This is a genomic window from Comamonas terrigena NBRC 13299 (assembly GCF_006740045.1).
GTDB classification, from domain to species: Bacteria; Pseudomonadota; Gammaproteobacteria; order Burkholderiales; family Burkholderiaceae_C; genus Comamonas; species Comamonas terrigena.
On the sequence record NZ_AP019749.1, the window covers coordinates 4,225,721 to 4,251,761 of the forward strand.

Consider the following 26,041-nt stretch of genomic DNA (forward strand, 5'->3'; position numbering starts at 1 on the left):
GATTGAGTTTGCAAGGTGTGTGTGCGCGCACAGCGCGCTTTCGGTGACGTTAGATCGATTCCATTCAAGGAGACAAACCATGAAGTTCACCCGTCTGGCCCTGGCGGCCACCCTGGTTGCAGCAGGCGCCGGTTTTGCCGGCAGCGCATCGGCCCAGGCCAATGAGCAGTTCATCCCCCTGCTGTCCTACCGCACCGGCGCCTACGCCCCCAACGGCATTCCATGGGCCAACGGCAAGCAGGACTACCTGAAGCTGATCAACGAGCGCGATGGCGGCATCAATGGCGTGAAGATCACCTACGAAGAATGCGAAACCGGCTACGCCACCGACCGCGGCGTGGAATGTTACGAACGCCTGAAGAGCAAGCCCAATGTGGCGGCCTTTGACCCCCAGGCCACCGGCATCACCTTTGCGCTGACCGAAAAAGCACCCGTGGACAAGATCCCGCTGATCACGCTGGGCTACGGTCTGTCCATCGCCAAGGACGGCAATGCCTTCCAGTGGAACTTCCCCTTCATGGGCAGCTACTGGACCGGCGCCGACATCCTGATCCAGCACATCGGCAAGAAGGCCGGCGGCCTGGACAAGCTCAAGGGCAAGAAGATCGCGCTGATCTACCACGACAGCCCCTTCGGCAAGGAACCCATCCCAGTGCTGCAGCAGCGCGCCAAGATGCATGGCTTCGAGCTGCAGCTGCTGCCCGTGACCGCCCCGGGCGTGGAGCAGAAGGCCACCTGGCTGCAACTGCGCCAGAGCCGTCCCGACTATGCCCTGCTGTGGGGCTGGGGCGTGATGAACTCCACCGCGCTGAAGGAAGCCCAGGCCACCGGCTTCCCGCGTGACAAGCTGTATGGCGTGTGGTGGGCCGGCGCCGAACCCGATGTCCGTGACGTGGGCGAAGGCGCCAAGGGCTACCAGACCCTGGCACTGAACGGTTACGGCCAGAGCACCAAGGTGGCCCAGGACGTGCTCAAGCACGTGCACGACAAGAAGGCCGGCACCGGCCCGCGCGACGAAGTCGGCTCCGTGCTCTACACCCGCGGCATGATCATCTCCATGCTGACGGTGGAAGCCATCCGCACGGCACAGGAGAAGTTCGGCAAGGGCAAGCCCATGACCGGCGAGCAGGTCCGCTGGGGTTATGAAAACCTGAACCTGACCGAAGCCCGCCTGAAGGAACTGGGTTTTGACCAGGTGATGCGCCCGCTGAAGACCAGCTGCGCCGACCACATGGGTTCCACCTCGGCCCGCATCCACACCTGGGACGGCAAGAAGTGGAACATGGGCACCGACTGGTACCAGTCCGACGACAAGGTGATCGAGCCGCTGATCAAGGAACAGGGCGACAAGTACCTGGCCGAGAAGAAGCACACCCGCCGCGTCGCGGCTGACTGCAAGTAAGGGCCTCCGGCCCGGCATGCGGCCCTCTGTGCTGCATGCCGCGGCCGCCCGCGCTTGCGCACCGGCACTGCCCGCCCCCGTGCGGCAGTGCCCAGCCGACAGTCCTGCTCGCTCCCCGCATTCCGGCGGCATGCAGGCCTGCCGATTGGTTGAAAGGCACGCACATGGAACCCAAGAACATCGTCCTCAATGTCAACGGCATTGAAGTCATCTACAACCACGTCATCCTGGTGCTCAAAGGCGTCTCGCTGCAACTGCCGGAAAAGGGCATCGTCGCCCTGCTCGGCGGCAACGGCGCAGGCAAGACCACCACGCTGCGGGCGATCTCCAACCTGCTCAAGGGGGAGCGTGGCGAGGTCACCAAGGGCTCCATCGAGCTGCGCGGCGAGCAGATCCAGAACCTGTCGCCCGCCGAGCTGGTCCAGCGCGGCGTGGTGCAGGTGATGGAAGGCCGCCACTGCTTTGCCCACCTGACCATCGAAGAAAACCTGATGACGGGCAGCTACACCCGCACCGACAAGGGCGAGATCGCGGCCAACCTGGAGAAGGTCTACAACTACTTCCCCCGCCTCAAGACGCGCCGCACCAGCCAGGCGGCCTACACCTCGGGGGGAGAGCAGCAAATGTGCGCCATTGGCCGCGCCATCATGAGCAACCCCAACATCGTGCTGCTGGACGAGCCCTCCATGGGCCTGGCGCCGCAGATCGTGGAAGAGGTGTTCAACATCGTCAAAGACCTGAACACCAAGGAAGGCACAACCTTCCTGCTGGCCGAGCAGAACACCAACATGGCGCTGAAGTACGCCGACTACGGCTACATCATGGAAAGCGGCCGCATCGTGATGGACGGCTCGGCCAGCGACCTGGCCAGCAACGAAGACGTCAAGGAGTTCTACCTGGGCGTGGGCGGCGACCAGCGCAAGAGCTTCAAGGACGCCAAGAGCTACAAGCGCCGCAAGCGCTGGCTGGCCTGATCCGCAGCGGTGCCGGGCACCGCGGCTGCATCCACCGCTGCTACCGCACCTGCTTTCGGCGGTAGAGCCTGTTTTTTCTGAAAACTTCTTCCCGCATGCAGGAGCCCTGAGATGAGTTCGTTCTACGACGCCCTGGAAACCCGCAGCCCCGCCGAGCGCGAGGCCGATCTGCTGGCCCGTCTGCCCACGCAGATTGCCCAGGCCCAGCAGCATTCCCCGGCCTTTGCGCAGATCCTGGCCGGCGTGGATGCCAGCCGCATCACCAGCCGCGCAGCGCTGGCCCAGCTGCCCGTGACCCGCAAGTACGAGCTGCTGCAGCGGCAACGCGACCACCTGGCCCACAGCCCTTTCGGCGGCTTTGCCACGCACGGCTTCGGTCGGCAGATGCCCCGCGTGTTCAGCAGCCCCGGCCCCATCTATGAGCCCGAAGGCACGCGTGGCGATTACTGGCGCATGGCCCGTGCGATCTACGCGGCGGGCTTTCGCCCCGGCGAGCTGATCCACAACTGCTTCTCCTACCACTTCGTGCCCGCCGGCTCGATGATGGAGACCGGTGCCCATGCCCTGGGCTGCACCGTCTTCCCCGGCGGCACCGGCCAGACCGAGCAGCAGGTGCAGGCCATGGCCGAGCTGCGTCCGGCCGGCTACATCGGCACGCCCAGCTTTCTGAAGATCATTCTGGAAAAAGCCGCCGAACAGGGGGTGCAACTGCCCACGCTGACCAAGGCCCTGGTCAGCGGCGAGGCCTTCCCGCCCTCGCTGCGCGACTGGCTGGCCGAGCGTGGCGTGGCCGCCTACCAGGCCTATGCCACAGCCGATCTGGGGCTGATCGCCTATGAAACCAGCGCCCGCGAAGGGCTGGTGCTGGACGAAGGGGTGATCGTGGAAATCGTGCGCCCCGGCACCGGCGACCCGGTGGCCGAAGGCGAAGTGGGCGAGCTGGTGATCACCACGCTGAACACCGATTACCCGCTGATCCGTTTCGGCACCGGCGACCTGTCGGCCGTGCTGCCCGGCCACTGCCCCACAGGCCGCACCGCCACCCGCATCAAGGGCTGGCTGGGCCGCGCCGACCAGACCACCAAGGTGCGTGGCATGTTTGTGCACCCCGCCCAGGTGGCCGAGGTGGCCAAGCGCTTCCCGCAGATTCTGAAAGCACGCCTGGTGGTCAGCGGCGAGATGGCCAACGACCAGATGGCGCTGCAGGTGGAGACCACCGAAACCGCCGAAGGCCTGGCCCGGCTGATTGGCGACGCCATCCGTGACGTAACCAAGCTGCGCGGCGATGTGCAGCTGCTGCCGCCCGGCAGCCTGCCCAATGACGGCAAAGTGATCGAGGACGCGCGCAGCTACCGCTGAGCCTCAGTCCGCCCGGCAGCATGGAAACCGCCCGCAGGCGGGCTCCATGCTGTTTTTTTTGCCTATCCCTGGCCCCCAAGGCCATACAGGCCGTGTTCTGCCCCCAATCCGTGCGCCGCGACGGCCACCGCGCAATGCCCCAGATCAACACCCGGCCACCGCTGACGCAAATGCGACAGTTGTTGACAACTTGCTGACGCACGGTGGTGCTCCCCCCTGGTTTCTTCCAATTTCTTGACTTCAAAAAAAGGAGCACTTGAGGCTTGCAGCGCAATGCGTAACGGCTTGTAGCTCTTAAAACCGTGCCCTCAACCGCTCGGGTTAGTACTAGGCCGATTACGGCAGATGTTAGACACCATGGCGCCCTTGTTTTCGTAGGAGTTGAGTCAATGAAAAGCACCATCCGTCTGGCCACTTTGGCCGTTGCCGCCGCTGCCGCTTGCGGTGCCCACGCCCAAGCCTTCCCTGCCGCTGGCAAGAACATCACCATCGTGGTGCCCTTCGCGGCCGGTGGCCCGACCGACCGTGTCGCCCGCGATCTGGCCGAAGCCCTGCGCAAGCCCCTGGGCGGTGCCACGGTGGTGATCGAAAACGCTGCCGGCGCCGGCAGCACCATCGGCGCCGCCAAAGTGGCCCGCGCCCAGCCCGATGGCTACACCCTGCTGCTGAACCACATCGGCATGGCCACCATCCCCTCGCTGTACCGCAAGCTGTCGTTCAACGTGCTCAATGACTTCGAGTTCCTGGGCATCATCAACGACGTGCCCATGACCGTGGTGGGCCGTCCAACGCTGGAAGCCTCCAACTACGCCGAGCTGAGCAAGTGGATCAATGCCAACAAGGAAAAGGTCAACCTGGGCCACTCCGGTCTGGGTTCGGCCGGCCACCTGTGCGGTCTGATGTTCCAGAGCGCCGTGAACGTGCAGATGACGACCGTGGCCTACAAGGGCGCCGCGCCGGCCATCACCGACCTGATGGGCGGCACCATCGACCTGATGTGCGACCAGACGACCAACACCAGCTCTCAGATCGAAGCCAAGAAGGTCAAGGGCTACGCCGTCACCACCAAGGAACGCCTGAAGACCCCGGCCCTGAAGCACCTGCCCACCCTGAACGAATCGGGTGTGAAGGGCTTCAACGTCACCGTCTGGCACGGCCTGTACGCCCCCAAGGGCACACCGGAAGCGGTTCTGGCCCAGATCAACACGGCGCTCAAGACCGCCCTGAAGGACCCTACCTTCATCCAGAAGCAAGAAGGCCTGGGCGCCATCGTGGCCACCGACAACCGCGTGGAACGTGCCGCACACAAGGAATTCGTGAAGTCGGAAATCGACGCCTGGGGCAAGGTCATCAAGGCCGCCGGCCAGTTCGCCGACTAAGCCAGGCATGGCAGCTCTGCTCTCGCAGAGCCTGCCACCATCAAAAAACGGTGCCTCTGGCACCGTTTTTTGATGGCCTGTGCTTCCGGGTGCACAGGCGGAGCAGACCCGGGTCAACGCTCCCAGGTCACGTCCTTGCCCTCCTGGGCACTGGCGCGGAACATGTCCACCAGCGGCTTGACGCGCTGGCGCAGGCTGACGGCCCCCAGCTCGTCACTGAGCTTGGCCAGGGCTTCACCGGCCTTGGGGTTGCCGTTCTTGACCTCTTCCTCCAGGGCCTTGCGGCGCTTTTCGTCCTCCACCACCGCAGTTTCCAGGGCGCTGATGGCGCCGGGGATCTGTTCCACGGTCACGATGCCGGGTTCGCCCGGGGTCTTGCCCAGGACCAGCAGAATCTGCTTGCCAGGGGCATCCAGCATGGTGAGGTCGGCGGTTGCGCGAGATTTGAATTTATAGGCCATGGTGCTTGCTCCTTTTATCGGTACATATAGTCACGCTGGAAAGGGTAAGCCGATTGTGCTCCACGCAGCTTGCCTTGACGCAAATCACCGTCCGGATGGATGACCAACATCTGGTACAGCGCCATCCAGCCGCGCTCGAATCCCATGGCGCAGCCTGCCAGATACAGGCGGTAGGCACGCAGGGCCTTGTCCGCACGCTCGGGCGCCACCTGCTGCTGCAGGATCTGGGCCGCCTGCGTCAGCTGCGCCTCGAGCGCGTCCGACCAGGACCACAGCGTGCGCGCATAGTGCGGCCGCAGGTTTTCGGTGTCCACCATCTCCAGGCCGCTGCCGGCCATGTCGTGCAGCACGGTGCTCACATGCAGCAGCTCCCCGCCGGGAAAGATGTAGCGGCCAATGAACTCGCCCATGCCGGCGCCCAGCTCGTGGTTGTCCACCCCGCCGGCCGTGATCCCGTGGATCAGGGCCATGCCACCGGGCCGCAGCAGTTTCTTGACGGTCTGGAAGTACTCCGGCATGTTGGCCCGACCCACATGCTCGAACATGCCCACCGACGCCACCTTGTCGAACGGGTCCGCAGCGGACTTCTGGCGGTAATCGCACAGCTCCACGTGCACCCGGCCCTGCAGGCCTTTCTGCGCAATCAGCTGCTGCACATGGTGGTACTGGTTGTGCGACAGCGTGATGCCATGCGCCTCCACCCCGTAATGCTCGGCCGCCCACAGCAGCAGCCCGCCCCAGCCCGCCCCGATGTCCAGAAAGCGCTCGCCCGGCTGCAGCTGCAGCTTGCGGCAGATATGGTCCAGCTTGGCCTCCTGGGCCCGGGCCAGGGTCATTCCGGGGTCACGGTAGTAGGCGCAGGAATAGACCCGGCGCGGATCCAGCCACAGCGCGTAGAAGTCATCCGACAGGTCGTAGTGGAACTCGATCTGCTGCGCATCCCGCACCAGCGTGTGCATGGCCATGGAGCGCATCTTGCCCACCGCACTGGTCCAGCGCCCGGGCTGCGGCTTGAGGGGGTCCTCCCCGTCCAGCAGGCCGGCGGCGGCATCCATCACGTCGCGCATGGTGCCCTCCACGTCGACCTGGCCTTCCACGATCGCCGTGCCCAGCGAACCGATCTGCCCATCGGTCAGGAACGGCAGGGCCAGGGCCGAACGCACCCGCAGGCGCACGGGGGCATCTTCCGGTCCGATCCACTGCCCGGCAGGCAGCTGTACAAGGACAGGGGTGGAGAGTGAGGCCAGACGCGCCTCCAGCTGGGAGAGCATGACTTTCATGGCGCTCCATTCTTCGCACGCCTTGCAGTGCGTCAATGGCAAATGTCCGACCCGGCCGTGCTGCGCAGGCGCACATTTCCGGGTGCGCAGCCTTGGCGGGTGCGGGTGCAGCACAGGCCGCACCCATTCTGCAGTTTATGCAGTTTTAAGCAACTTTTTGTAAGCGTACAAGGTTTGGGGTGCCACAGACTGCAACACCTGTTCGTAGCTGCTCTTGTGGCGGGCCATCAGCCGCACCGACGCCACGGTGCGCGACTTGCAGAACCAGTGGCAGGTGTGCTGCATCAGCATCAGCTCGGCCGTCATGGTGAAGGCGCGTTCCTTGCGCTGCTGCGGCGTCATGCTCTCGTCGCCACAGGCGGCGCGGATGGCCTGGGCGTGCAGCTGCAGCGCCTCGCGCATGTCAAAGGACGCCGCCGGCACAATCCGGTCGAAATAGGGCAAGGCCAGCGGCAGGGTGCTGACCCGGGCCCGGTTGTCCGGCACCTGGGCAAAATCGTCGGCAAAGCGCTGGAACTGGCCCACCAGCTTCTCTTCGTTCTGCGCCAGCACGGCCCAGACCTGGGCCTGGCGCTGCGGATCCTGCTCTCCGGCGGCACGCAGATAGCCGTCCATCAAGGTGCCCAGCAGCTTTTCAATCTGCGTGCCGCCCAGAAACGAGGCCAGCAGCAAAACCCGCTGCCTTTGCTCCTGCACCTTGAGCAGGTACAAAGCTACCGAAACCACCAAAAACAGCGTGAACCAATCCATCAGAGTGCGCCATACGCAAAGCAACAAAGCTGAGAGTGTAGTCAGCCCGGACCGACCCTGCCGCACGATGCCCTGGCGGCGCAGTGGCGCCAGCCTGGCTGCGGCATTGCTGCTGGCGGGCTGTGCCGCCCAGAGCCCGCTGGGCTACTACTGGCAGGCAGCGGCCGGCCAGGTACGGATGCTGGCTGCGGCCCGCCCGGTGGCCGAGGCCGCGCAAGACCCGCAGCGGCCCGACGCCCTGCGCCAGCGCCTGCTGCGCGCACAGCAGATCCGCAGCTTTGCCAGCCAGCAACTGGCCCTGCCCGACAACGCCAGCTACCGCCGCTACGCCGATCTGGGCCGCAGCAGCGCGGTGTGGAACGTGGTGGCCGCCCCCGACGATGCGCTGGAACTGCACCGCTGGTGCTACCCGGTGCTGGGCTGCGTGGGCTACCGCGGCTACTTTGCCGAAGCCGATGCCCAGCAACACGCCGCCAGGCTGCGCCAGCAGGGACTGGAAGTGCACGTCTATGGCGTGCCCGCCTATTCCACGCTGGGCTGGTTCAACTGGCTGGGCGGGGATCCGCTGCTGAACACCTTCATCCGCTGGAGCGAGCCCGAACTGGCCGGACTGGTCTTCCACGAGCTGGCCCACCAGCTGCTGTATGTGCAGGACGACACGGCCTTCAACGAATCCTTCGCCACCGCTGTGCAGCGCCTGGGCACGCAGCAGTGGCTGACCACGCAGGCCTCCCCCGCGCTGCAGGCCGCCTTTGCGGCGGCCGAACTGCGCCGCCAGGAGTGGCGCGAACTGACACGCAGCACCCGCGCCACCCTGGCGGAGCTCTATGCCGAACACGCCCGCTCTCCGTGGACGACCGAATCCCTGGCGGCACGCAAGCGGACGGTGCTGGCGGACTTTCACCAGCGCTACGCCCGGCTGCGGGCCGGCTGGCAACAGGAATGGCAGGCCGTGCTGGCCCAGCGCGCCGCTGCGGCACCAGCCGTGGCCACGCCCACCGATCCCTGGGCACTGACCGATGCCTGGGTGGCCCAGGCCAACAATGCCAGCTTTGCCGCACTGGGCGCCTACGAGGACTGGGTGCCGGCCTTCGTATCCATGCACCAGCAGGCCGGCGGGGATTGGCCGCGCTTTTATGATGCCGTGCGCGCGCTGGCCCGGCTGCCGGCGGCGCAACGCCAGGCGGCGCTGTGCGCCGCGCTTCCCCCCACTTCACCGCATCCCGACTGTGTCCGACATCCAGATTGACCGCCCCCACACCCTGGGCCTGCCCACCGCCCGCCAGCACGCCCGTCTGTGGGCCGACAAGGCCCAGGCCAAGTTCGGCGTGGAATGCCGCTACGAGGAAGGGGGCGAGCACGATGTGCTGCACTTCAGCGGTAATGGCATCGACGGCCAGCTGCAGGTGAGCGCCGACGCGCTGCAGTTGCGCGCCTCGCTGGGCTTGCTGGCCGCCATGTTCAAGGACCAGATCGAAGCCAAGCTCCGCGCCCAGTTCGACGACATGGCCGCGGCGGCCTGAGCGATGCCGGGGCCAGGGCCGCTGCCGCCGTGCCACGCAGTGGCTGGCCGGATGCCCACGCCATGGCAAGCACCGCAGGCCCTTTCAACGCCGCAGGGGCTCTGGGGTCATCCAGGCTTGCCGGTCCTCGCTGCCCGCATGCGGTGAGGCCTGGGTCACCGATGCCGGTGCAGCCACCCGCACACCAACCCGCCGCCGCTCCCTTGCGGCAGCCATAAAAAAAGCGGCCCGGGCGGGCCGCCTACCTTGAAGCTGTGTGTGCGATGCAGAAACGCAGAGGCTCAGCGCAGCGATTCGATCAGATCGATGTACTGCTGCTTGGCATCGTCCAGCGAAGTGTCCTTGAGCTTTTCCCAGGCATCCCACTTGGCGCGGCCCACCATGTCGGAGAAGCTGGGCTTCTTGGCCTCGTTGTCGCCTTCGGTGGCCTGCTTGTACAGCGCGTAGATCTTCAGCAGCGTGGCGTTGTCGGGACGCTCGCTCAGGGTCTTGGAATTGGCAACGGCGGCTTCGAACGTGGCGTTCAGATCGGACATGGAAGGCATCTCCTCGCGGGTCATGGAATACCTGCAGTGTAGCGACAAACCGGCTTAAAAAGCACGATCGTTCGCATTCGCCATATCCGGCTTTACCCTAGGGTGCCCCGGCCACCTCCGCCCCGCAAGACCGCCCACCGCCAGGGCAGATGGTCAGCCTGCGCCAGCGCTCAGCGTGTGGGCTGCTCCAGCCACTGCTGGGCCAGCAGCACCCAGAACGCCGCACCGCGCGGGATCAGCGCATCGTTGAAGTCGTAGCTGGGGTTGTGCAAGGTGCACGGGCCGCCGCCGTGGCCCATGGCGCGGTGGTCGCCGTCGCCATTGGCAATGAAGCAGTAGGCACCGGGCTTTTCCAGCAGCATGAAGGCAAAGTCCTCCGCGCCCATCGAAGGTTCCTGGGGCAGTGCATTGGCCTCGCCCACCACCTGGGCCATCACGCGGCGGGCAAAGTCCGCCTCGGGCGCGGTGTTGATGGTCGGCGGGTAGTTGCGCACAAACTCGAACGTGCACTGCACGCCATGGGCGGCGCAGGTGCCGCGCACCACCTCTTCCATGCGGCGCTCGATCAGGTCCAGCACCTCCAGCGTGAAGGTGCGCACAGTGCCCTGCAGCTCCACGCTGTCGGGCACCACATTGGTGGCCTCGCCGGCGTGCACCATGGTGACCGACACCACGCCCGCCTCGATGGGCTTGACGTTGCGGCTGACGATGGTCTGCAGCGCGGTGATGATCTGTGCCGCCACCGGCACCGGGTCCAGCACCATGTGCGGCATGGCGGCATGCCCGCCCTTGCCGCGCACCACGATCTTGAATTCATTGCTGGACGCCATGGCCGGGCCGGGGCCCACCGCCATCGTGCCTTCGCGCATGCCGGGCCAGTTGTGCATGCCGAACACGGCCTGCATCGGGAACTGGGTGAACAGCCCGTCCTTGACCATCTCGCGCGCGCCGCCACCGCCCTCTTCGGCCGGCTGGAAGATCAGGTACACCGTGCCGTCCAGGCTGTCGCGGTGGGCTGCCAGGTACTGGGCCGCCGCCAGCAGCATGGCGGTGTGGCCGTCATGGCCGCAGGCGTGCATCTTGCCGGCATGCTGGCTGGCGTGGGAAAAGGTGTTGAACTCCTGCATGGGCAGGGCATCCATGTCGGCGCGCAGGCCAATCGCCTTGCCGTTGGTGCCACCGTCCCGGCCGTGCAGAATGCCGACCACCCCGGTCGTGCCCAGGCCACGGTGCACGGGAATGCCCCACCCGGTCAGCGTGGCCGCCACCAGGTCGGCGGTACGCACTTCTTCGAAGCACAGCTCGGGGTGGGCGTGGAGGTCACGGCGGATGGCGGTGATCTGGGGGGCCTGGTCGGCCAGGAATGCGGTCAGGGACATACAGCGGTCTTTCCAAAAATCCAGGGCGGGCAGCGCTGGCACACAGCCAGGGCCTGCCACCCTCACAGCGGGCAGGCCCTGCGACAAAAAGCATAGCAGCACCCATTCACCCTGCGCGCGCTGCGTGCATATTTCATGCCATCGTGCACCGTGCAACCGTCAGCGCACGCCGTAGCGGTACGCGAAATAGGCCGCCGCCAGCACGCCCAGCAGCGCCAGAATACGCATGGCTTTGCCCATCTCTCCACTCCCCTGCGGAGGAACCGCCTCCGTTGCCGCACAGTATCGCCCCTTCCGCCGCCGCCCGGGCCGCAGCCCAAGCCCGGGAGCTGCGCGGCAGGCGGCCGGCCACGGCGGGAACGGCTGCGCACCGCGCCAGCCTGCTGCACTGCAGCAGATATGCATATGCACGGCGCACGGCACAGGACGTGGTGAAATGCGCAAAAAACCTGTGCAGGGCCAAACCGCCCCGGTCTGCCCCGCCTCCTCCCCACGACCGCCCCCACCGCCATGTCTGCTCTCCCCGACTCCGCTGTCACCACCGTCACCGGCGCCTGCCCCCACGACTGTCCGGACACCTGCTCGCTGCGCACCACCGTGATCAACGGCGTGGCCACGCGCGTGCAGGGCAACGCGGACCATCCGCACACCGGCGGCGTGCTCTGCGCCAAGGTCAGCAAGTACACGGAGCGCACCTACCACGCGGACCGGGTGCTCCAGCCGCTCAAGCGCAGCGGCCCCAAAGGCAGCGGCCAGTTCACCCCGGTCAGTTGGGACGAGGCCCTGGGCGACATCGCCCGGCGCCTGCACACGATTGCCCAGCGCAACCCCGAAGCCATCCTGCCGTACAGCTACGCCGGTACCATGGGCCAGGTACAGGGCGAAAGCATGGACCGGCGCTTTTTCCACCAGCTGGGCGCCAGTCTGCTGGACCGCACCATCTGCGCCAGTGCCGGCAGCGAGGCCCTGACCGCCACCTACGGCGGCAAGCTGGGCATGCGGGTGGAGTTCTTTGCCGAGAGCCAGCTGATCCTGATCTGGGGCAGCAACGCCATCACCAGCAGCCTGCATTTCTGGCGCTATGCCCAGGAGGCCAAGCGCAACGGCGCCCGGCTGGTCTGCATCGACCCGCGCAAGAGCGAGACCGCCGACAAATGCCATGAGCACCTCCAGCTGCTGCCCGGCACCGATGCCGCGCTGGCCCTGGCGCTGATGCACGAGCTGATCCGCAACGACTGGCTGGACCACGACTACATCGCCCGGCACACCCTGGGCTGGGATGCGCTGAAGGCCCGGGCGCTGGAATGGCCGCCTGCACGTGCCGCCGCCGTCTGCGGGCTGCAGGAAGCACAGATCACGGCGCTGGCCCGCGCCTACGGCACCACCCGGCCCGCCGCCATCCGCCTGAACTACGGCATGCAGCGTGCGCGCGGGGGCGGCAATGCCGTGCGCGCCATCGCCTGCCTGCCGGCCCTGGTCGGTGCCTGGCGCCACCGTGCCGGCGGCCTGCTGCTGTCCAGCTCGGGCGTGTCCCCCTTCAACAAGGCGGCGCTGCAGCTGCCGCAGCTGCTGGGTGACCGCCGTCCGCGCACGCTGAACATGAGCACCATCGGCGATGTGCTGCTGCATCCCGGGGACGCACACTGGGGCCCCCAGGTCGAGGCCGTGGTGGTCTACAACAGCAACCCCGTGGCCGTGGCCCCGGAGTCGGCCAAGGTGGCCGCCGGTTTTGCCCGCGAAGACCTGTTCACCGTGGTGCTGGAGCATTTCCTGACCGACACCGCCGACCATGCCGACTATGTGCTGCCCGCCACCACCCAGCTGGAACACTGGGACATCCACGGCAGCTACGGCCACACCGATGTGCTGCTGAACCGCCCGGCCATTGCCCCCGAAGGCCAGGCGCGCAGCAATGCGCAGATCTTCAGCGCCCTTGCCGCGCACATGGCCCGGCTCGACCCGGCCTTTGCCGCCCCGCACTTTCAGGCCTCCGACGAGGCGCTGTGCCGCACGGCCGTCGCACAGACGGCGGTGGATTTCGACGCCCTGCTGCAGCACGGCTTTGCCCGCATTCCGGTGGCCGATGCGCCGTTTGCCGAAGGCGGCTTTGCCACGCCATCTGGCAAGTGCGAATTCGACAACCCGCTGCTCGCCCAGCGGGGCATCAACACCCTGCCGGACTACCTGCCCAACTACGAGACCCCGACCGCCGCCTACCCGCTGGCCATGATCTCGCCACCGGCGCGCAACTTCCTGAACAGCAGCTTTGCGAATGTGGCCAGCCTGCAGCGCATGGAAGAGCGCCCGCTGCTGGAGCTGCACCCTGACGATGCCGCCACGCGCGGCATTGCCGACGGTGATGCCCTGCGCGTCTTCAATGCCCGGGGCGAGCATGTCTGCCACGCCAGCCTGAACGGCCGCGCCCGTGCCGGCGTGGTGGTGGGGCTGGGCCTGTGGTGGCGCAAGCACGGCGCCAACGGCACGAATGTGAACGAGCTGACGCACCAGCAGCTGACCGACATCGGCCGTGCGCCCTGCTTCTACGACTGTGCTGTGCAGGTCGAACGGCTGGCGTAACGCACCACGCCCGGCTCCGGCGCTTCGGCCTTGGCCCTCGCGCCACTGGGCGTGCGCCGCCGGCCTCAGTCCTCTTCCAGCGCCTGGAACTGCTGCACCAGAAAGTCCAGCAGCGCCCGCACCGCCGGCAGCTGGCCCCGGCGCGAGGCATAGACAGCGTGGATGATTTCCACACGCGGTGCCCACCCCGGCAGCACCTGCACCAGGGCGCCGCTGTCCAGCTCGGCCTGGATGAACATGCGGGGCAGCTGCACCACGCCCGCCCCCTGCAGGGCGGCATCGCGCAACGCCAGCATGGATTGGGTCACCAGCCGGGGCTGGTGGCGCACCTCGGCGCGCTCTCCCCCCGGCCCCAGCAGCACCCAGCGGTGGGTCTCCTGGGGCAGCCCCATCTCCAGGCTGGGCCAGTGCGATAAATCCATGGGGCCCGCCGCCTGACCGCACTGCGCCAGCAGCGCCGGACTGGCCACCAGGCACTGGCCCCGCTCGGCCAGGGTGCGCAGCACCAGATCGCTGTCCTGCAGCGGGGGCGGGCGCACGCGGATGGCCAGGTCCAGCCCTTCGGCCACCACATCCACGCGGCGGTTGGTTTCATCCACCTGCAACTGCACGCGTGGATGCAGCACCATGAACGCGCCCAGCATCTTGCCCACCTGGGCCGCCAGCAGGGCCACCGGGCAGCTCATGCGCACCACACCGCAGGGCTCGGCATGGGTGATGGCCACGGATTCCTCGGCCGCCTCGGCCTCGGTCAGCATGGCGCGGCAGTGCTCGTGGTAGCGCTTGCCCACCTCGGTCACGGCAAAGCTGCGTGTGGAACGCAGCAGCAACTGGGCCCCCAGGCGCTCTTCCAGCTGGGCAATGCGGCGGCTGAGCTTGGATTTGGGGATGCCCAGGGCGCGGCTGGCAGGCGCAAAGCCGCCGTGCTCCACCACCAGGGCGAAGTAGTACAGGTCGTTGAGGTCGGGCAGTTTCATTGTTTCAAAAATAGAACGCTGCGGTGATTTTTTGCAGTCTACCGCGAACATCGTTCTGATTCCATACTTCATCCATGTTCAACGCACCACTGACAGCCCCACACTGCAGCGGTACCGACCAAGGAGAGAGCGCCATGCTGAAGAAGATTCTGGGTGTATACGACGGCCCCCGTCCCCACTGGGTGGGCAATGGCTTCCCGGTGCGCTCGCTGTTCAGCTACGGCGACCATGGCCGCGCCCTCAGCCCGTTTCTGCTGCTGGACCATGCCGGCCCGCACCAGTTCGCGCCCACCACCGGCCGCCGCGGCGTCGGCACCCACCCGCACCGGGGCTTCGAGACCGTGACCATCGTCTACGACGGTGAAGTCGCCCACCGCGACTCCACCGGCGCAGGCGGCACCATCGGCCCCGGGGATGTGCAGTGGATGACAGCGGCCTCGGGCATCCTGCACGAGGAGTACCACTCCGAAGCCTATGCCGCACAGGGCGGCGCCTTCGAGATGGTGCAGCTGTGGGTCAATCTGCCGGCCAAGGACAAGCTGTCCGCCCCCGGCTACCAGACCCTGCTGAACGCCGACATTCCCCGCGTGGCGCTGCCCGACGGCACCGGCTCGGTGCGTGTGATTGCCGGTGACTTTGCCGCCGCCCATGGCCCGGCCCGTACGTTCACTCCCATCAATGTGTGGGATGTGCGCCTGAATGCCGGTGCCAGCACGCAGCTGCATGCCAAGCCCGGCCACACGCTGGCTCTGGTGGTACTGCACGGCACGGTGATGGTCAACGGCCAGGACGTGGTGCGTGCCGGCCAGCTGGTTCACATGGACCGTGCCGGTGATGTGGTGGAGCTGGAGGCCAACAACGAAGTCACGCTGCTGTGGCTGTCGGGCGAGCCCATTGACGAGCCCGTGGTTGGCCATGGCCCGTTCGTGATGAACACCGAGGCCGAGATTGACCAGGCCCTGGACGACTTCCGCAGCGGCCGCTTCGGGCGCATGCCGGCAGCCGCACGCAGCCCCGGCGCCACCCTGGCCCATTGACCATCCATTTTTCCTCCGGCGGGCCCGCCCGCCGGATTCTTCCCCCCGTTCCCAAGGAGACTCCCATGAGCAAGAAGCCTTACGTTCGCCTCGACAAAGACAATGCCGCCGTGCTGCTGGTGGACCACCAGACCGGCCTGCTGTCCCTGGTGCGCGACATCGACCCGGACAAGTTCAAGAACAATGTCTTGGCCCTGGCCGACATGGCGGAATACTTCAAGCTGCCCACCATCCTGACCACCAGCTTTGAAACCGGCCCCAACGGCCCGCTGGTGCCCGAGCTGAAGGAAAAATTCCCCACCGCCCCCTACATTGCCCGCCCTGGCCAGATCAACGCCTGGGACAACGAAGACTTCGTCAAGGCAGTCAAGGCCACCGGCAAGAAGCAGCTGATCATCGCCGGCGTGGTGACCGAAGTCTGTGTGGCCTTCCCGGTGCTGTCGGCCCTGGAAGAAGGTTTCGAGGTGTTCGTCATCGCCGATGCTTCGGGCACGTTCAACAGCATGACCCAGCAGGCCGCCTGGAGCCGCATGGAGCAGGCCGGAGCCCAGCTGATGACCTGGTTCGGCGCGGCCTGCGAACTGCACCGCGACTGGCGCAATGACATCGAGGGTCTGGGCCAGCTGTTCAGCAACCACATCCCCGACTACCGCAACCTGATCCACAGCTACACCACGCTGACCGCGGGCAAGTAAGCCATGCCGCCGCCCCGGTGGCGGCCCAGCCAGCGCGCAGGAGCCAGCATTCCTGCGCGCTGGGCCCTGTTCCGCTGGCCGCTGGCCCTCTGGTGCCTATGCCGCGCGCTGCAGCGGCACGGCGGCCTCAGTGTCCATGGTGCAGTGCGCAGGGGCGGCATCTTCCTGCAGGTGCTCGCGCGCATAGGTCTCTCCCCAGTGGCGCATGGCCAGCAGCACCGGTTGCAGCGTCTGGCCCAGCGCGGTCAGCGCGTAGTCCACGCGGGGCGGCACTTCGGCGTGCACCGTGCGCTCCACAATCCCGGCCTCTTCCAGCTCGCGCAGCTGCAGCGTCAGCATGCGCTGGGTGATGCCGCCGATCTGGCGGTCCAGCTCGCTGAAACGCTTTTTGCCATGCAGCAGATGGAACAGGATGATGGGCTTCCAGGTGCCGCCCATCACGGACAGCGTCACCTCCACGGCGCAGCCGCTCTTGCGATTCAAACGTTTCATCACGGTCCTCCTGGGTGGTGCGGGGCAGGCATGCCGCAGCCCGGCAGCGTAGCGCAAAGCCTTTGCTGGCGCATTACTTACATTTTTAATACTACCCCACAAATATGTCGGTTCTGGCGCTGCCAGCCGCTGCATTGCACCATACACCCCATCGTATTTCTCACCCAAGGATTGCCATGAAAGCCATGCACATTGCCGCCCCCGGCGGCCTCGACCACCTGGTCCCCGTGGAACTGCCCGCCGCCGCTGCACCAGCCGCCGGCGAGATCCAGGTGCGCGTGCACGCCAGCTCGCTCAACTACCACGACCTGCTGGTCGCCAGCCGCCCCGGCGCCACGGCCGAAGGTCGCATCCCCATGGCCGACGGCGCGGGCATGGTCACCGCCGTGGGCACGGGCGTGACGGAGTTCGCCGTGGGCGATGCCGTGGTCTCCACCTTCTTCCCCCAATGGCTGGCCGGCCGCCATGTCCCGTCCGACTTCAAGCTGGTGCCCGGCGACGGCGTGGATGGCTTTGCACGCGAATCCGTCACCCTGCCGGCCACCGCCTTCACCCATGCCCCCCGCGGCTGGAGCCATGAAGAAGCGGCCACGCTGACCACGGCCGGCCTGACGGCCTGGCGCGCCCTGGTGGTGGACGGCGGCCTGCAAGCCGGTCAGACCGTGCTGGTGCTGGGCACCGGCGGTGTCTCCATTTTTGCGCTGCAAATGGCCAAGAGCATGGGGGCGCGCGTGATTGCCACCACTTCCAGCCACGCCAAGGCCGAACAGCTCACGGCCCTGGGCGCCGACGTGGTCATCAACTACAAGGACCAGCCCGAATGGGGCAATGCCGTGCTGGCCGCCACCGGCGGGCGCGGTGCGGACATCGTGGTGGAAGTGGGCGGCCCCGGCACGCTGCCGCAGTCCATCCGCGCCTGTGCGCCCGGCGGCCACATCGCACTGATCGGTGTGCTCACCGGCTTTGCCGGCGCCGTGCCCACGGCGGAGATGATGGGCAAGCAGCAAACGCTCAAAGGCCTGATCGTGGGCAGCCGCGAACACCAGCAGGACATGGTGCGTGCGCTGGAGCAGTTTGCCTGGAAGCCGGTCATCGACAGCCGCTACCCGCTGGAGCAACTGCCCGCCGCCTTTGCCCACCAGCAGACCGGCCAACACTTCGGCAAGATCGTGGTGCACTACTGATCGGCAGCCCCTCCGGCATCTGCGGCGCGGGCGGCGGGTGCCGGGGTTCAGCCTGCGCTTTCTTTCACGACCTCAGACAGGGGTGCCCCTCGGCGGCAGGGCACATCCTGGCACGCTGGCCTGCGTGCGTACCTGCACGCATCGGCGCAGCACACCCGGCCGCGGCGCAATTCCGCACCGCCGTGGCGGCCAGCCTACAACGCTGGTCGCCGGTCCCACGCATAATCCGTTCATCGGCGGGGACTGCGTTCCGCAGACACGGCCCAGGTCGCTCCGCCCCCGCACACGCTGCATGCCGCAGCCTCCGTCTGGCTACCGGTTAGCCGCTTTTTGACGGGCAGGACCTCCGCCCTGTCCCTGCGCCATGGACTTACGCCGCCTCATCCTGGGCCTGACACTGTGCAGCGCCCTCCTGCCGTTTGCCAACACCTTCTACGCGGGCTACACGGTGCAGCGCCAGCAGCTGATCGACACCACCCAGGACAGCAACGCCGCCTACGCCCGCAAGCTGGCCAAAAGCACCGACGATTTCCTGCAGTCGGCACTGCAGCAGCTGGCGTACACCGCCAAGCTGCTGGCCGAGCACATGGAGGATGAGCACCAGTTGATGGAGGAAGCCACGCGCCTGCGCCTGCAGACCCAAAGCTTCAATTCCGTCACCATCTACAACCCGCTGGGCACGGTGCTGGCCACCTCGCCGGAGACCCTGCAGATCAAGGGCAGGACATTGACCAGCACCGCTGTGCAGGATTCGCTGCGCACGCAGGGCCCGGTGATCAGCCAGGCTTTTATGTCCACGGCAGGCAATCTGATCATCTTTCTGTCCCAGCCCATTTTTTCCGCCCAGGGCGATTACCTGGGTGCCGTGGGTGGCAGCATCTACCTGAAGCAGGAAAGCATGCTGGACAAGCTGCTGGGCGAACATTTCTACGAGGACGGCTCCTACTTGTACGTGGTGGACAAGGCCAAGCGCATCATCTACCACCCACAGAGCCAGCGCGTGGGGGATACGGTCACCGGCAACCAAGCCATCGACCAGGCGGTCAGCGGCCACTCGGGGCGCATCGCCATCACCAACAGCCAGGGCGTGCCCATGCTGGCCGGTTACGCCTTCGTGCCATCCGCGGGCTGGGGCATCGTGGCCCAGCGCCCGCAGAGCGCCACCCTGGCACCGCTGGATGCGCTGATGCGCACCATGCTCTACAAGACGCTGCCGCTGACCGTGCTGCTGCTGCTGCTGATCTGGTGGGGCGCACGCCGCATCGCCCAGCCGCTGCGCCAGCTGGCCAATGGCGCCCACACCATGGACCGCCCGGAGACGGCGCAGACCATCCAGTCCGTCCAGTCCTGGTACTACGAAGCGCAGGAGCTGAAGAAGGCCATGCTGGTCGGCCTGGGCCTGCTGCACAAGAACATCACCAAGCTGCGCCAGGATGTGCACACCGACCCGCTGACCGGCCTGGGCAACCGCCGCCACCTGGATACCGCCCTGGCCAGCTTTGCCGCCAACCGCACGCCGTTTGCGGTGCTGGCCATCGACATTGACCACTTCAAGCGGGTGAACGACAGCTTCGGCCACGACGTGGGCGACACCGTGCTCAAGCACCTGGCCCTGCAGATGCGCGATGTCTCCCGCATCGACGATCTGCCCTGCCGCGTGGGCGGTGAAGAGTTCGTGATCCTGCTGCCCGGTGCGCCCCGCCACATTGCCGCCCAGGTGGCCGAACGCCTGCGCCTGCTGGTGGAGAGCACCGAGCTGCCCAACGTGGGCCACATCACCATCTCGCAGGGCGTCTCCAGCTGGCCCGATGGCAGCAGCGACATGCCCACGGTCTTCAAGCAGGCCGACAACATGCTCTACGCCGCCAAGCGCGCCGGCCGCAACCGGGTGAAAGTCTTCACGCCGGGCAGGAAAGTGGCGGAGACCGTTTAGCTCGCGCGTCCAGGGTGCTGCGGGCTCCCGTACGCAGCGCCTGCGCCCTGCGGCGGTGTACCTATTGAAAAACGCTTTGCAGCCCTGCCAGATCGGAGCATGCCCTCCCTGGCGCCACCGCCCATCTCTGGCCCGTGGCTGCAAAGAATTTTTCAACCATGGCCCAGCGCACGGCTGCACACTCCAGTGCCCATGGCGGCAGGCCTTACCCCTCAATCCAGCTGCACACCCGCCCGCTGGATGATCTCGCCCCAGCGCCGCGCCTCTTCGCGCGCCTGGGTGTAGAACTGGGTGGGGCTGCCGGCCAGCGCATCCATGCCCAGTTCCTTGAGGCGCAGCGCCACGGCGGGGCTGGCCAGGGCGCGGTTCAGCTCGGCATTGAGCCGCTCGACCACCGCCGTGGGAATGCCGGCCGGGCCCAGCACGCCCTGAAAGGCATAGACCTCGGCACCGCTTACTCCCGCTTCGGCCAGCGTGGGCACCTGGGGCAGCGCGGCCAGGCGCTGGGCCGAGCCGCTGGCCAGCGGCCGCACCTTGCCGGTCTGCATCAGCGGCAGGCCGGCGGCCAGGTCCAGAAACATGCATGGCACCTGCCCGCCCATCACATCGGCCACGGCCGGTGCCGCGCCCTTGTAGGGCACATGGGTCAGCTGTGCCCCGGTGCGCTGCTTGAACAGCTCCATGGCCAGGTGGTGGGGAGACCCATTGCCCGGTGAGGCGTAATGGATGCCGCCCGGCTGGGCCTGGGCCCGCTCCAGCAACTGGGCCACCGTCTGCACCGGAAAGGCCGGGTTCACCACCAACACCAGCGGAAAGCGGCTGATGCCGCCGATGTAGCTGAAGTCCCGGGCCGGCTCAAACGGCAGCTTGCGAAACAGGTGTTCGTTGAAGGCCAGCACGGCGTTGTCGGCGGACATCAGGGTGTAGCCGTCCGCCCGCGCCGTGGCCACCTGGTGGGCCGCGATATTGGTGGAGGCGCCAGGCTTGTTCTCGATCACGATGGGCTGGCCCAGTGCTGGGCGCATGGCCTCGGCCACGGTGCGGGCCAGCACATCGGTGCCACCGCCCGGCGGATAGGGCACCAGCCACCGGATGCTCTGGCGCGGCCAGCCGGCGAGGCCGGGGGCAGCGGTCTGCGCCAGCGCCCGTGTCCCCCAAAGTCCGCCGGCCGCCACCGCTGCGGTGCCGGCCAGCCACTGTCTGCGATCCATGCTCTGCCTCCTGTGGGCGGCGGAAGCCGCTCTGGCCTCCATGCTGCCGCAATCCGCGCGGGTCCGTCGCCCGCGCTTGCCGCTATTGCGCGGGCGCCTTTTTTACGCCAGAAGTGCCCGCAGCGCCGCCCGGCGTCCTGCTGCCCCATGCCACCGGCTGCACGTCAAAGCCCTGCGCCGCCAGCAGCGCAGGCAGGCCTTGGGGACCGACCAGGTGCATGGCGCCCACGGCCACAAACAGGGTGTGGCCGGCACGCAGCTGCTCGGCAACGGCGCGGGCCATGCCCGGGTTGCGGCCGTCGATCAGGCGGGCGTAATCGGCGCGCTCCTCCGCCGTGTTCAGGCAGTTGCACCACTGCGGATAGCGTTCGAGCTGGCGCACATCGCCATCGGCCCAGGCCTGTACCAGGCGCGCCAGTTGCTGTGGCGCATCCGCGCGCTCCAGCTGGCGCAAGCCGCTGTCCACGCTGCGCTGCACCTCGGCCGGGTCGTCGGACACCAGCTCACGCAGCTGTGTTTCCGGGGTTTCCAGCCCGATCACCGGCTTGCCCTGGGCATGGGCCGCACCGGCCAGCACCAGGTCCACCCCCAGCTGCGGATCCAGCCCCTGATGGCGCCCCACCATGGTCAGCAGCGTCACCAGCTGGGCCTCAGGCCGCAGCGGGGCCAGGGCCTCGGGCATGCAGGCGGCCTGCAACTGGCGGTCCAGGCGTTGCTGCAGCGCCGGCGGCAGCGGCGGTGCCCCCTTGCGAGCGCGCAGGCCTTCGGTCAAGGCCTGGAGCACGGCCGGGTCCAGCAGATTCAGTTCCAGCGCCAGGCGGTCCACGCCCATCAGCGCCCGGATGGTGCGGGGTCCGGGCATCATCCATTCGAGCTTGTTGACGTGGATGGTGCCGTACAGCCAGCTGGTGCGGCCGCCATGCTCCAGCTTCCAGAGCATGCCGCGGTCGCGCGCATGGCGCTGCAACAGCACCAGCTCCTGCTGGCTGGGCGCCACCAGCGTGGGCGGGCAGCCCTGCGCCGCAGGGGCCGGTTTGCCGGACGGGGGCGCTGCAGCCTGTGCCAGCCCCCAGCCTGCGCCCCATGCCAGCAGCGCGGCCGCCATGCGGCGCTTCCAGGGAGACCGCATCGGGTTGCCGTGCTGCATGCGCTGTTGGTTCCTTTCTGGCTTATTCGTCATCGGCACCATCACCCCGATCGGCACCGGGCGGCACCACGTTCTGGTCGATGGCACCAAACAGGCTGGCCCCGTCCTTGCCCTTCATCTCGATGCGGATGGTGTCGCCAAACTTCATGAATTCGGTCTGCGGCGCCCCGTCCTGGATGGTTTCGATGCAGCGCTTCTCGGCAATGCAGCTATAGCCCTTGGGCCATTCCATGCGCTTGGCCTTGCCCTTGCCGGTTTCCACCCCGGGGTTGCTGACCGTGCCGCTGCCGATGATGGAGCCGGCCCGCACATTGCGCGTCTTGCAGATGTGGGCAATCAGCTGGCCGAAGTGGAAGGTCATGTCCTCACCGGCATCGCACATGCCCACCTTGCGGCCGTTCCAGGTGGATTGCAGCGTCAGGTGCAGGCGGCCGTTCTTCCAGCTGTCGCCCAGCTCGTCCAGCGTCACCGCCACCGGGCTGAAGGCCGTGGCCGGCTTGGCCTGGAAGAAACCGAAACCCTTGGCCAGCTCGTTGGGAATGAGGTTGCGCAAGCTGACATCGTTGGCCAGCATCACCAGGCGGATACCGTCCAGCGCCTGGGCCGGCGTGCTGCCCATGGGCACATCGGTGGTGACCACGGCGATTTCGGCTTCGAAGTCGATGCCCATGGCCTCGCTGGGCACCACGATGTCGTCGCACGGGCCGATGAAATCATCGCTGCCGCCCTGGTACATCAGCGGGTCGGTGTAGAAGTTGGCCGGCACCTCCGCATTGCGCGCCTTGCGCACCAGCTCCACATGGTTGATGTAGGCCGAGCCGTCGGCCCACTGGTAGGCGCGCGGCAGCGGCGCCATGCACTGCTGCGGGTCGAAAGGGAAGGCATGCGGGGCCTTGCCGTGGTTGAGCTGGTGGTAGAGGTCCTGCAGCTGCGGGGCCAGAAAAGCCCAGTCATCGAGCACCTGCTGCATCCGGCTGGCGATGCCAGTCGCATAATGGGCCAGCCGCAGATCGCGCGAGACGACGACCAGTTGGCCGTCACGGGAACCATCTTTGTAGGTGGCGAGTTTCATTGGCCTGTGCCTCCATGCCGCAGACCGCTGCGGTCTGCCAGAATTACATTCAGTGAAATGGATTTAACTAAACAAAATTCTAGTGCAATGGACAAGGAACGCGCGGGCATCCAATCGGTGGAAGTGGGCTTCACCCTGCTGCAGGCACTGGCCGGCGCAGGGCGCGCGCTGATGCTCAAGGACCTGGCAGGCACCGCTGGCATGAGTGCCGCCAAGGCCCACCGCTACCTGGTGAGCTTTTTGCGCCTGGACCTGGTGGTGCAGGACGCACGCGGCCGCTACGACCTGGGCCCGGCCGCCCTGCACCTGGGCCTGGCTACGCTGCAGCGCCAGGACCCGGTGCGCCTGGCCCGCGAACGCCTGCCGGCACTGCAGGCGCAGATTCCGCACACGCTGGCCCTGGCCGTCTGGGGCAACCGCGGCCCCACCCTGGTGCACTGGGAACCCAGCCCCCAGGCTGTGGTGGCCCATCTGCGCCTGGGCGATGTGATGCCCTTGCTCAGCTCTGCCACCGGCCGCTGCTTTGCCGCCTGGATGCCGCCGGCACTCACCGCGCCGCTGCTGGCCGCTGAACTGCTGCAGGCCGGCAGCAGCGCACGCAGCGACCTCCCCCGCACCGATGCCGCACTGCAGCAGTTGCTGGCTGGCATACGCCAGCAGGGCTGCGCCCGCGTGATCGACACCCTGCTGCCGGGCACTGCGGCGTTCTGCGCCCCGGTGTTCAACGCCAGCGGCCACCTGGCACTGGGCATTCTCAGCCTGGGAGCGACGGCCGGTTTCGACACCGCCTGGGGCGGCAGCGTGCACACCCCGCTGCAGTCCATGGCGCAGCAGCTGTCGCACGACCTCGGCCACCGCGCCATGGTGTCGCCCGTGCAGCCCACGCCCACGGCGGCCGGTTGAAAGGTCCGAGCATGCGCCGCCGCATCCTGGTGATTCTGCTGCTGACCGTGGTGGTGGGCGCCGCCCACTGGTGGCTGCTAAACGATCTGCCCTGGGGACAGACCACCGCCAAAGCCCCTACAACCGACACTGCGCCGGTGTTTGACACCCGCAGCATTGCGCCGCCCCCGCCTCCACCACCTCCGCCGCCCCCCAAGCCCGCCCCGGCACCCAAGCCACGCCCTCCGGCGCCAGCCCCCCAGCCCGCTCCACCGCCTGCGCCGGAACCCGTACCGGAGCCTGTGGCAGCGCCCGAACCGACGCCGGACGCCATGCCGGAGCCTGCGGGGAACAATGCCGCCGCCGGAGCCGCGCCGGTGCCTGCCGAAGCCGCACCGTCCACCACGCCCGCGCCAGCGGACGACGAAGACGACGAGGACAGCGCAAGCTCCCCGCCGGGCAATGCCAATGCCCCGCCCCAGGGCATCAGCCTGCGCGCCGCCCCCGGCCAGCCACGGCAGACCGATCTGGCCTACCAGGCGCCACCGGCCCAACAGCTGGTGTTCCAGGTACAGGGCCAGGTCAAGGGCTTCAGCTACAGCGCCAGCGCCAGGCTGCGGTGGCAGCCCCAAGGCCCGTCCTACCAGGCCAGCCAGGAGATCAGTGCCTTCCTGCTGGGCACACGCTCCCAGGCCAGCCGCGGGCAGATCACCGCCAGCGGCCTGCAACCCGACCGCTTCGAAGACCGGGCGCGCAAAAAGCTGCGTGCAGCCAGCATGGACTGGGTCGCCGGCCTGGCACGTTTCGAGCCCGAGGCCCCGCTGGCCCGCATCGCCCCCGGCACGCAGGACCGGCTCAGCGTGTTCCTGCAGCTGGCCGGCCTGCTGGCCGCCGCACCACAGCGCTACCCCGCCGGCGCTGAAATCACCCTGCCCACGGCCAGTACCAAGGCCGTGGAGCCCTGGACCTTCCAGATGCACGGCGCCGAGCCACTGGAGCTGCCGGGCGGCGCGCTGGACACGCTGCGCCTTGAACGCCTGCCGCGCAACGGCCGCGACCAGAAAGCCGAGCTCTGGTTGGCCCCGGCACTGGGCTATCTGCCGGTGCGCATCCGGTTGAGCGAAAGCAACGGCGACTACGCGGACCTGCGGCTGCAATCCCACAGCAGCCCTTGAATACCGCCCACAAGGGTGTTGTGCAAGCATCCTGCGCACCAGGGCATTTCCATGGAATACTGGGACTGTGACGACCGGACCAAGGGACTCCCCCTTGAAACCGCCGCCACGGCGGCCATCTAGAGCCTGCAACAGGCAACAGGAGGTGCTATTTATGCAAATGCTTTACGACTCGGATTCCTTTGTGGTCCTGCACATGCAGCCCGAGCTGGAGACACCCTCCGCCATCACCCTCGCCGACGGCAAGACCCCGGCACCTCCCATGCCCCGCCACGGCTTCGAGATCGTGGACAAACGCTCGGGCAAAGAGGTCTACCTGGACGGCTCCTGGGCCGAGATGTTTCAGAAAGTCATCCTGGAGTGGCAGCGTGAATCGCCCACCCAGGAAGAAGTCGAGGACACGCTGGAGCTGTATTCCGGCCTGGCCCAGAACCCGGTGCTGGTGCACTGACCCCTGATTCCACCTCCCCCAAGGCCGCACCAGCGGCCTTTTTTATGCCCGGCACCCGGCCTGCTGCCAAGGCACCGACCCTGTCCGCAACGCGTTTATCGCGGGCAACGTCTGCACACAAGACCAAGGGTTACTACCATGAAGGGAGCGGCAAGCGGCCCGCCT

At 67.3% G+C, this 26,041-nt stretch carries 24 protein-coding genes; 14 read left to right on the forward strand and 10 right to left on the reverse strand.

Annotation, left to right across the window (positions count from 1 at the left end; all coding sequences use genetic code 11):
• Positions 1-79 precede the first annotated feature (79 nt).
• The 4 genes from CT3_RS19120 (at position 80) to CT3_RS19135 (ending at position 5,114) form a co-directional block, all read left to right on the forward strand.
• Positions 80-1,402 carry an ABC transporter substrate-binding protein gene (locus tag CT3_RS19120; RefSeq protein WP_066541178.1) on the forward strand — a complete coding sequence of 441 codons (1,323 nt, stop codon included), beginning with the start codon at positions 80-82 and terminating at the stop codon, positions 1,400-1,402.
• 164 nt (positions 1,403-1,566) lie between these two features.
• A complete protein-coding gene (locus CT3_RS19125) occupies positions 1,567-2,376 on the forward strand; it encodes an ABC transporter ATP-binding protein (protein ID WP_066541181.1) in 810 nt (269 codons plus the stop codon).
• 111 nt (positions 2,377-2,487) lie between these two features.
• Positions 2,488-3,735 (forward strand): phenylacetate--CoA ligase family protein, encoded by a 1,248-nt coding sequence (locus CT3_RS19130; protein WP_066541183.1) that lies wholly within the window; start codon positions 2,488-2,490, stop codon positions 3,733-3,735.
• Positions 3,736-4,124: 389 nt separating this feature from the next.
• Entirely contained in the window at positions 4,125-5,114 is a 990-nt protein-coding gene (locus tag CT3_RS19135; protein ID WP_066541185.1) for a tripartite tricarboxylate transporter substrate-binding protein, read from the forward strand.
• A 113-nt stretch (positions 5,115-5,227) separates the two neighbouring features.
• On the opposite strand, the gene CT3_RS19140 is transcribed toward CT3_RS19135, so the two are convergent.
• From CT3_RS19140 to CT3_RS19150, 3 genes are all read right to left on the reverse strand, one after another.
• Positions 5,228-5,575 (reverse strand): DUF1840 domain-containing protein, encoded by a 348-nt coding sequence (locus tag CT3_RS19140; protein ID WP_066541187.1) that lies wholly within the window; start codon positions 5,573-5,575, stop codon positions 5,228-5,230.
• A 14-nt stretch (positions 5,576-5,589) separates the two neighbouring features.
• Positions 5,590-6,855: a class I SAM-dependent methyltransferase gene (locus CT3_RS19145; RefSeq protein ID WP_083520615.1), complete on the reverse strand. Its 1,266-nt coding sequence runs from the start codon at positions 6,853-6,855 to the stop codon at positions 5,590-5,592.
• A gap of 135 nt (positions 6,856-6,990) precedes the next feature.
• Entirely contained in the window at positions 6,991-7,605 is a 615-nt protein-coding gene (locus CT3_RS19150; protein ID WP_066541189.1) for a hypothetical protein, read from the reverse strand.
• Between the two features lie 67 nt (positions 7,606-7,672).
• Between CT3_RS19150 and CT3_RS19155 the strand changes: the two genes are divergently transcribed.
• On the forward strand, positions 7,673-8,854 hold the full coding sequence (locus CT3_RS19155) for an aminopeptidase (protein ID WP_066541191.1): 1,182 nt from the start codon (positions 7,673-7,675) through the stop codon (positions 8,852-8,854).
• Complete coding sequence (locus CT3_RS19160; RefSeq protein ID WP_066541193.1) at positions 8,835-9,128, forward strand: polyhydroxyalkanoic acid system family protein; 294 nt, start codon at positions 8,835-8,837, stop codon at positions 9,126-9,128. Before CT3_RS19155 ends, CT3_RS19160 begins: the two co-directional genes overlap by 20 nt.
• 281 nt (positions 9,129-9,409) lie before the next feature.
• Here CT3_RS19160 and CT3_RS19165 read toward each other — a convergent pair whose 3' ends face one another.
• A complete protein-coding gene (locus tag CT3_RS19165; RefSeq protein ID WP_066541566.1) occupies positions 9,410-9,664 on the reverse strand; it encodes an acyl-CoA-binding protein in 255 nt (84 codons plus the stop codon).
• A 170-nt stretch (positions 9,665-9,834) separates the two neighbouring features.
• A complete protein-coding gene (locus CT3_RS19170; protein ID WP_066541195.1) occupies positions 9,835-11,043 on the reverse strand; it encodes a M20 aminoacylase family protein in 1,209 nt (402 codons plus the stop codon).
• Between the two features lie 510 nt (positions 11,044-11,553).
• On the opposite strand from CT3_RS19170, the gene CT3_RS19175 reads away from it, so the two are divergent.
• On the forward strand, positions 11,554-13,620 hold the full coding sequence (locus tag CT3_RS19175) for a molybdopterin-containing oxidoreductase family protein (RefSeq protein WP_066541197.1): 2,067 nt from the start codon (positions 11,554-11,556) through the stop codon (positions 13,618-13,620).
• Between the two features lie 65 nt (positions 13,621-13,685).
• Here the strand turns inward: CT3_RS19175 and CT3_RS19180 are convergent, their stop codons facing one another.
• Positions 13,686-14,597 (reverse strand): LysR family transcriptional regulator, encoded by a 912-nt coding sequence (locus CT3_RS19180; protein WP_083520617.1) that lies wholly within the window; start codon positions 14,595-14,597, stop codon positions 13,686-13,688.
• Positions 14,598-14,731: 134 nt separating this feature from the next.
• Here CT3_RS19180 and CT3_RS19185 point away from each other — a divergent pair, with 134 nt between their 5' ends.
• Both CT3_RS19185 and ycaC read left to right on the forward strand, forming a co-directional pair.
• Positions 14,732-15,634: a pirin family protein gene (locus CT3_RS19185; RefSeq protein ID WP_066541199.1), complete on the forward strand. Its 903-nt coding sequence runs from the start codon at positions 14,732-14,734 to the stop codon at positions 15,632-15,634.
• Between the two features lie 65 nt (positions 15,635-15,699).
• Positions 15,700-16,329: an isochorismate family cysteine hydrolase YcaC gene (ycaC, locus tag CT3_RS19190; protein WP_066541200.1), complete on the forward strand. Its 630-nt coding sequence runs from the start codon at positions 15,700-15,702 to the stop codon at positions 16,327-16,329.
• Positions 16,330-16,425: 96 nt separating this feature from the next.
• Here ycaC and CT3_RS19195 read toward each other — a convergent pair whose 3' ends face one another.
• Positions 16,426-16,821, reverse strand: coding sequence for a winged helix-turn-helix transcriptional regulator (locus CT3_RS19195; RefSeq protein WP_066541201.1), 396 nt, complete (start codon positions 16,819-16,821; stop codon positions 16,426-16,428).
• Positions 16,822-16,997: 176 nt separating this feature from the next.
• On the opposite strand from CT3_RS19195, the gene CT3_RS19200 reads away from it, so the two are divergent.
• A complete protein-coding gene (locus tag CT3_RS19200) occupies positions 16,998-18,005 on the forward strand; it encodes a zinc-dependent alcohol dehydrogenase family protein (RefSeq protein WP_066541203.1) in 1,008 nt (335 codons plus the stop codon).
• Positions 18,006-18,369: 364 nt separating this feature from the next.
• Entirely contained in the window at positions 18,370-19,938 is a 1,569-nt protein-coding gene (locus tag CT3_RS19205) for a sensor domain-containing diguanylate cyclase (protein ID WP_066541205.1), read from the forward strand.
• A 212-nt stretch (positions 19,939-20,150) separates the two neighbouring features.
• Here the strand turns inward: CT3_RS19205 and CT3_RS19210 are convergent, their stop codons facing one another.
• The 3 genes from CT3_RS19210 to CT3_RS19220 form a co-directional block, all read right to left on the reverse strand.
• Positions 20,151-21,149, reverse strand: coding sequence for a Bug family tripartite tricarboxylate transporter substrate binding protein (locus CT3_RS19210; protein WP_066541207.1), 999 nt, complete (start codon positions 21,147-21,149; stop codon positions 20,151-20,153).
• Positions 21,150-21,231: 82 nt separating this feature from the next.
• Positions 21,232-22,296: a TraB/GumN family protein gene (locus CT3_RS19215; protein ID WP_083520618.1), complete on the reverse strand. Its 1,065-nt coding sequence runs from the start codon at positions 22,294-22,296 to the stop codon at positions 21,232-21,234.
• A 22-nt stretch (positions 22,297-22,318) separates the two neighbouring features.
• Positions 22,319-23,368 carry a fumarylacetoacetate hydrolase family protein gene (locus tag CT3_RS19220; protein WP_066541209.1) on the reverse strand — a complete coding sequence of 350 codons (1,050 nt, stop codon included), beginning with the start codon at positions 23,366-23,368 and terminating at the stop codon, positions 22,319-22,321.
• Between the two features lie 87 nt (positions 23,369-23,455).
• Here CT3_RS19220 and CT3_RS19225 point away from each other — a divergent pair, with 87 nt between their 5' ends.
• From CT3_RS19225 to CT3_RS19235, 3 genes are all read left to right on the forward strand, one after another.
• Positions 23,456-24,271, forward strand: coding sequence for an IclR family transcriptional regulator (locus CT3_RS19225; protein WP_066541211.1), 816 nt, complete (start codon positions 23,456-23,458; stop codon positions 24,269-24,271).
• An 11-nt stretch (positions 24,272-24,282) separates the two neighbouring features.
• Positions 24,283-25,425 (forward strand): DUF3108 domain-containing protein, encoded by a 1,143-nt coding sequence (locus CT3_RS19230; RefSeq protein ID WP_066541213.1) that lies wholly within the window; start codon positions 24,283-24,285, stop codon positions 25,423-25,425.
• Between the two features lie 154 nt (positions 25,426-25,579).
• Positions 25,580-25,876 (forward strand): BTH_I0359 family protein, encoded by a 297-nt coding sequence (locus CT3_RS19235; protein ID WP_066541219.1) that lies wholly within the window; start codon positions 25,580-25,582, stop codon positions 25,874-25,876.
• Positions 25,877-26,041 lie beyond the last annotated feature (165 nt).

Excerpts from the sequence above, each read along its gene's own strand:
- CT3_RS19120 (WP_066541178.1), top strand. The coding sequence starts at position 80 with ATGAAGTTCACCCGTCTGGCCCTGGCGGCCACCCTGGTTGCAGCAGGC.
- CT3_RS19125 (WP_066541181.1), top strand. The coding sequence starts at position 1,567 with ATGGAACCCAAGAACATCGTCCTCAATGTCAACGGCATTGAAGTCATC.
- CT3_RS19130 (WP_066541183.1), top strand. The coding sequence starts at position 2,488 with ATGAGTTCGTTCTACGACGCCCTGGAAACCCGCAGCCCCGCCGAGCGC.
- CT3_RS19135 (WP_066541185.1), top strand. The coding sequence starts at position 4,125 with ATGAAAAGCACCATCCGTCTGGCCACTTTGGCCGTTGCCGCCGCTGCC.
- CT3_RS19140 (WP_066541187.1), bottom strand. The coding sequence starts at position 5,575 with ATGGCCTATAAATTCAAATCTCGCGCAACCGCCGACCTCACCATGCTG.
- CT3_RS19145 (WP_083520615.1), bottom strand. The coding sequence starts at position 6,855 with ATGAAAGTCATGCTCTCCCAGCTGGAGGCGCGTCTGGCCTCACTCTCC.
- CT3_RS19150 (WP_066541189.1), bottom strand. The coding sequence starts at position 7,605 with ATGGATTGGTTCACGCTGTTTTTGGTGGTTTCGGTAGCTTTGTACCTG.
- CT3_RS19155 (WP_066541191.1), top strand. The coding sequence starts at position 7,673 with ATGCCCTGGCGGCGCAGTGGCGCCAGCCTGGCTGCGGCATTGCTGCTG.
- CT3_RS19165 (WP_066541566.1), bottom strand. The coding sequence starts at position 9,664 with ATGTCCGATCTGAACGCCACGTTCGAAGCCGCCGTTGCCAATTCCAAG.
- CT3_RS19170 (WP_066541195.1), bottom strand. The coding sequence starts at position 11,043 with ATGTCCCTGACCGCATTCCTGGCCGACCAGGCCCCCCAGATCACCGCC.
- CT3_RS19175 (WP_066541197.1), top strand. The coding sequence starts at position 11,554 with ATGTCTGCTCTCCCCGACTCCGCTGTCACCACCGTCACCGGCGCCTGC.
- CT3_RS19180 (WP_083520617.1), bottom strand. The coding sequence starts at position 14,597 with ATGAAACTGCCCGACCTCAACGACCTGTACTACTTCGCCCTGGTGGTG.
- CT3_RS19185 (WP_066541199.1), top strand. The coding sequence starts at position 14,732 with ATGCTGAAGAAGATTCTGGGTGTATACGACGGCCCCCGTCCCCACTGG.
- ycaC (WP_066541200.1), top strand. The coding sequence starts at position 15,700 with ATGAGCAAGAAGCCTTACGTTCGCCTCGACAAAGACAATGCCGCCGTG.
- CT3_RS19195 (WP_066541201.1), bottom strand. The coding sequence starts at position 16,821 with ATGAAACGTTTGAATCGCAAGAGCGGCTGCGCCGTGGAGGTGACGCTG.
- CT3_RS19200 (WP_066541203.1), top strand. The coding sequence starts at position 16,998 with ATGAAAGCCATGCACATTGCCGCCCCCGGCGGCCTCGACCACCTGGTC.
- CT3_RS19205 (WP_066541205.1), top strand. The coding sequence starts at position 18,370 with ATGGACTTACGCCGCCTCATCCTGGGCCTGACACTGTGCAGCGCCCTC.
- CT3_RS19210 (WP_066541207.1), bottom strand. The coding sequence starts at position 21,149 with ATGGATCGCAGACAGTGGCTGGCCGGCACCGCAGCGGTGGCGGCCGGC.
- CT3_RS19215 (WP_083520618.1), bottom strand. The coding sequence starts at position 22,296 with ATGCAGCACGGCAACCCGATGCGGTCTCCCTGGAAGCGCCGCATGGCG.
- CT3_RS19220 (WP_066541209.1), bottom strand. The coding sequence starts at position 23,368 with ATGAAACTCGCCACCTACAAAGATGGTTCCCGTGACGGCCAACTGGTC.
- CT3_RS19225 (WP_066541211.1), top strand. The coding sequence starts at position 23,456 with ATGGACAAGGAACGCGCGGGCATCCAATCGGTGGAAGTGGGCTTCACC.
- CT3_RS19230 (WP_066541213.1), top strand. The coding sequence starts at position 24,283 with ATGCGCCGCCGCATCCTGGTGATTCTGCTGCTGACCGTGGTGGTGGGC.
- CT3_RS19235 (WP_066541219.1), top strand. The coding sequence starts at position 25,580 with ATGCAAATGCTTTACGACTCGGATTCCTTTGTGGTCCTGCACATGCAG.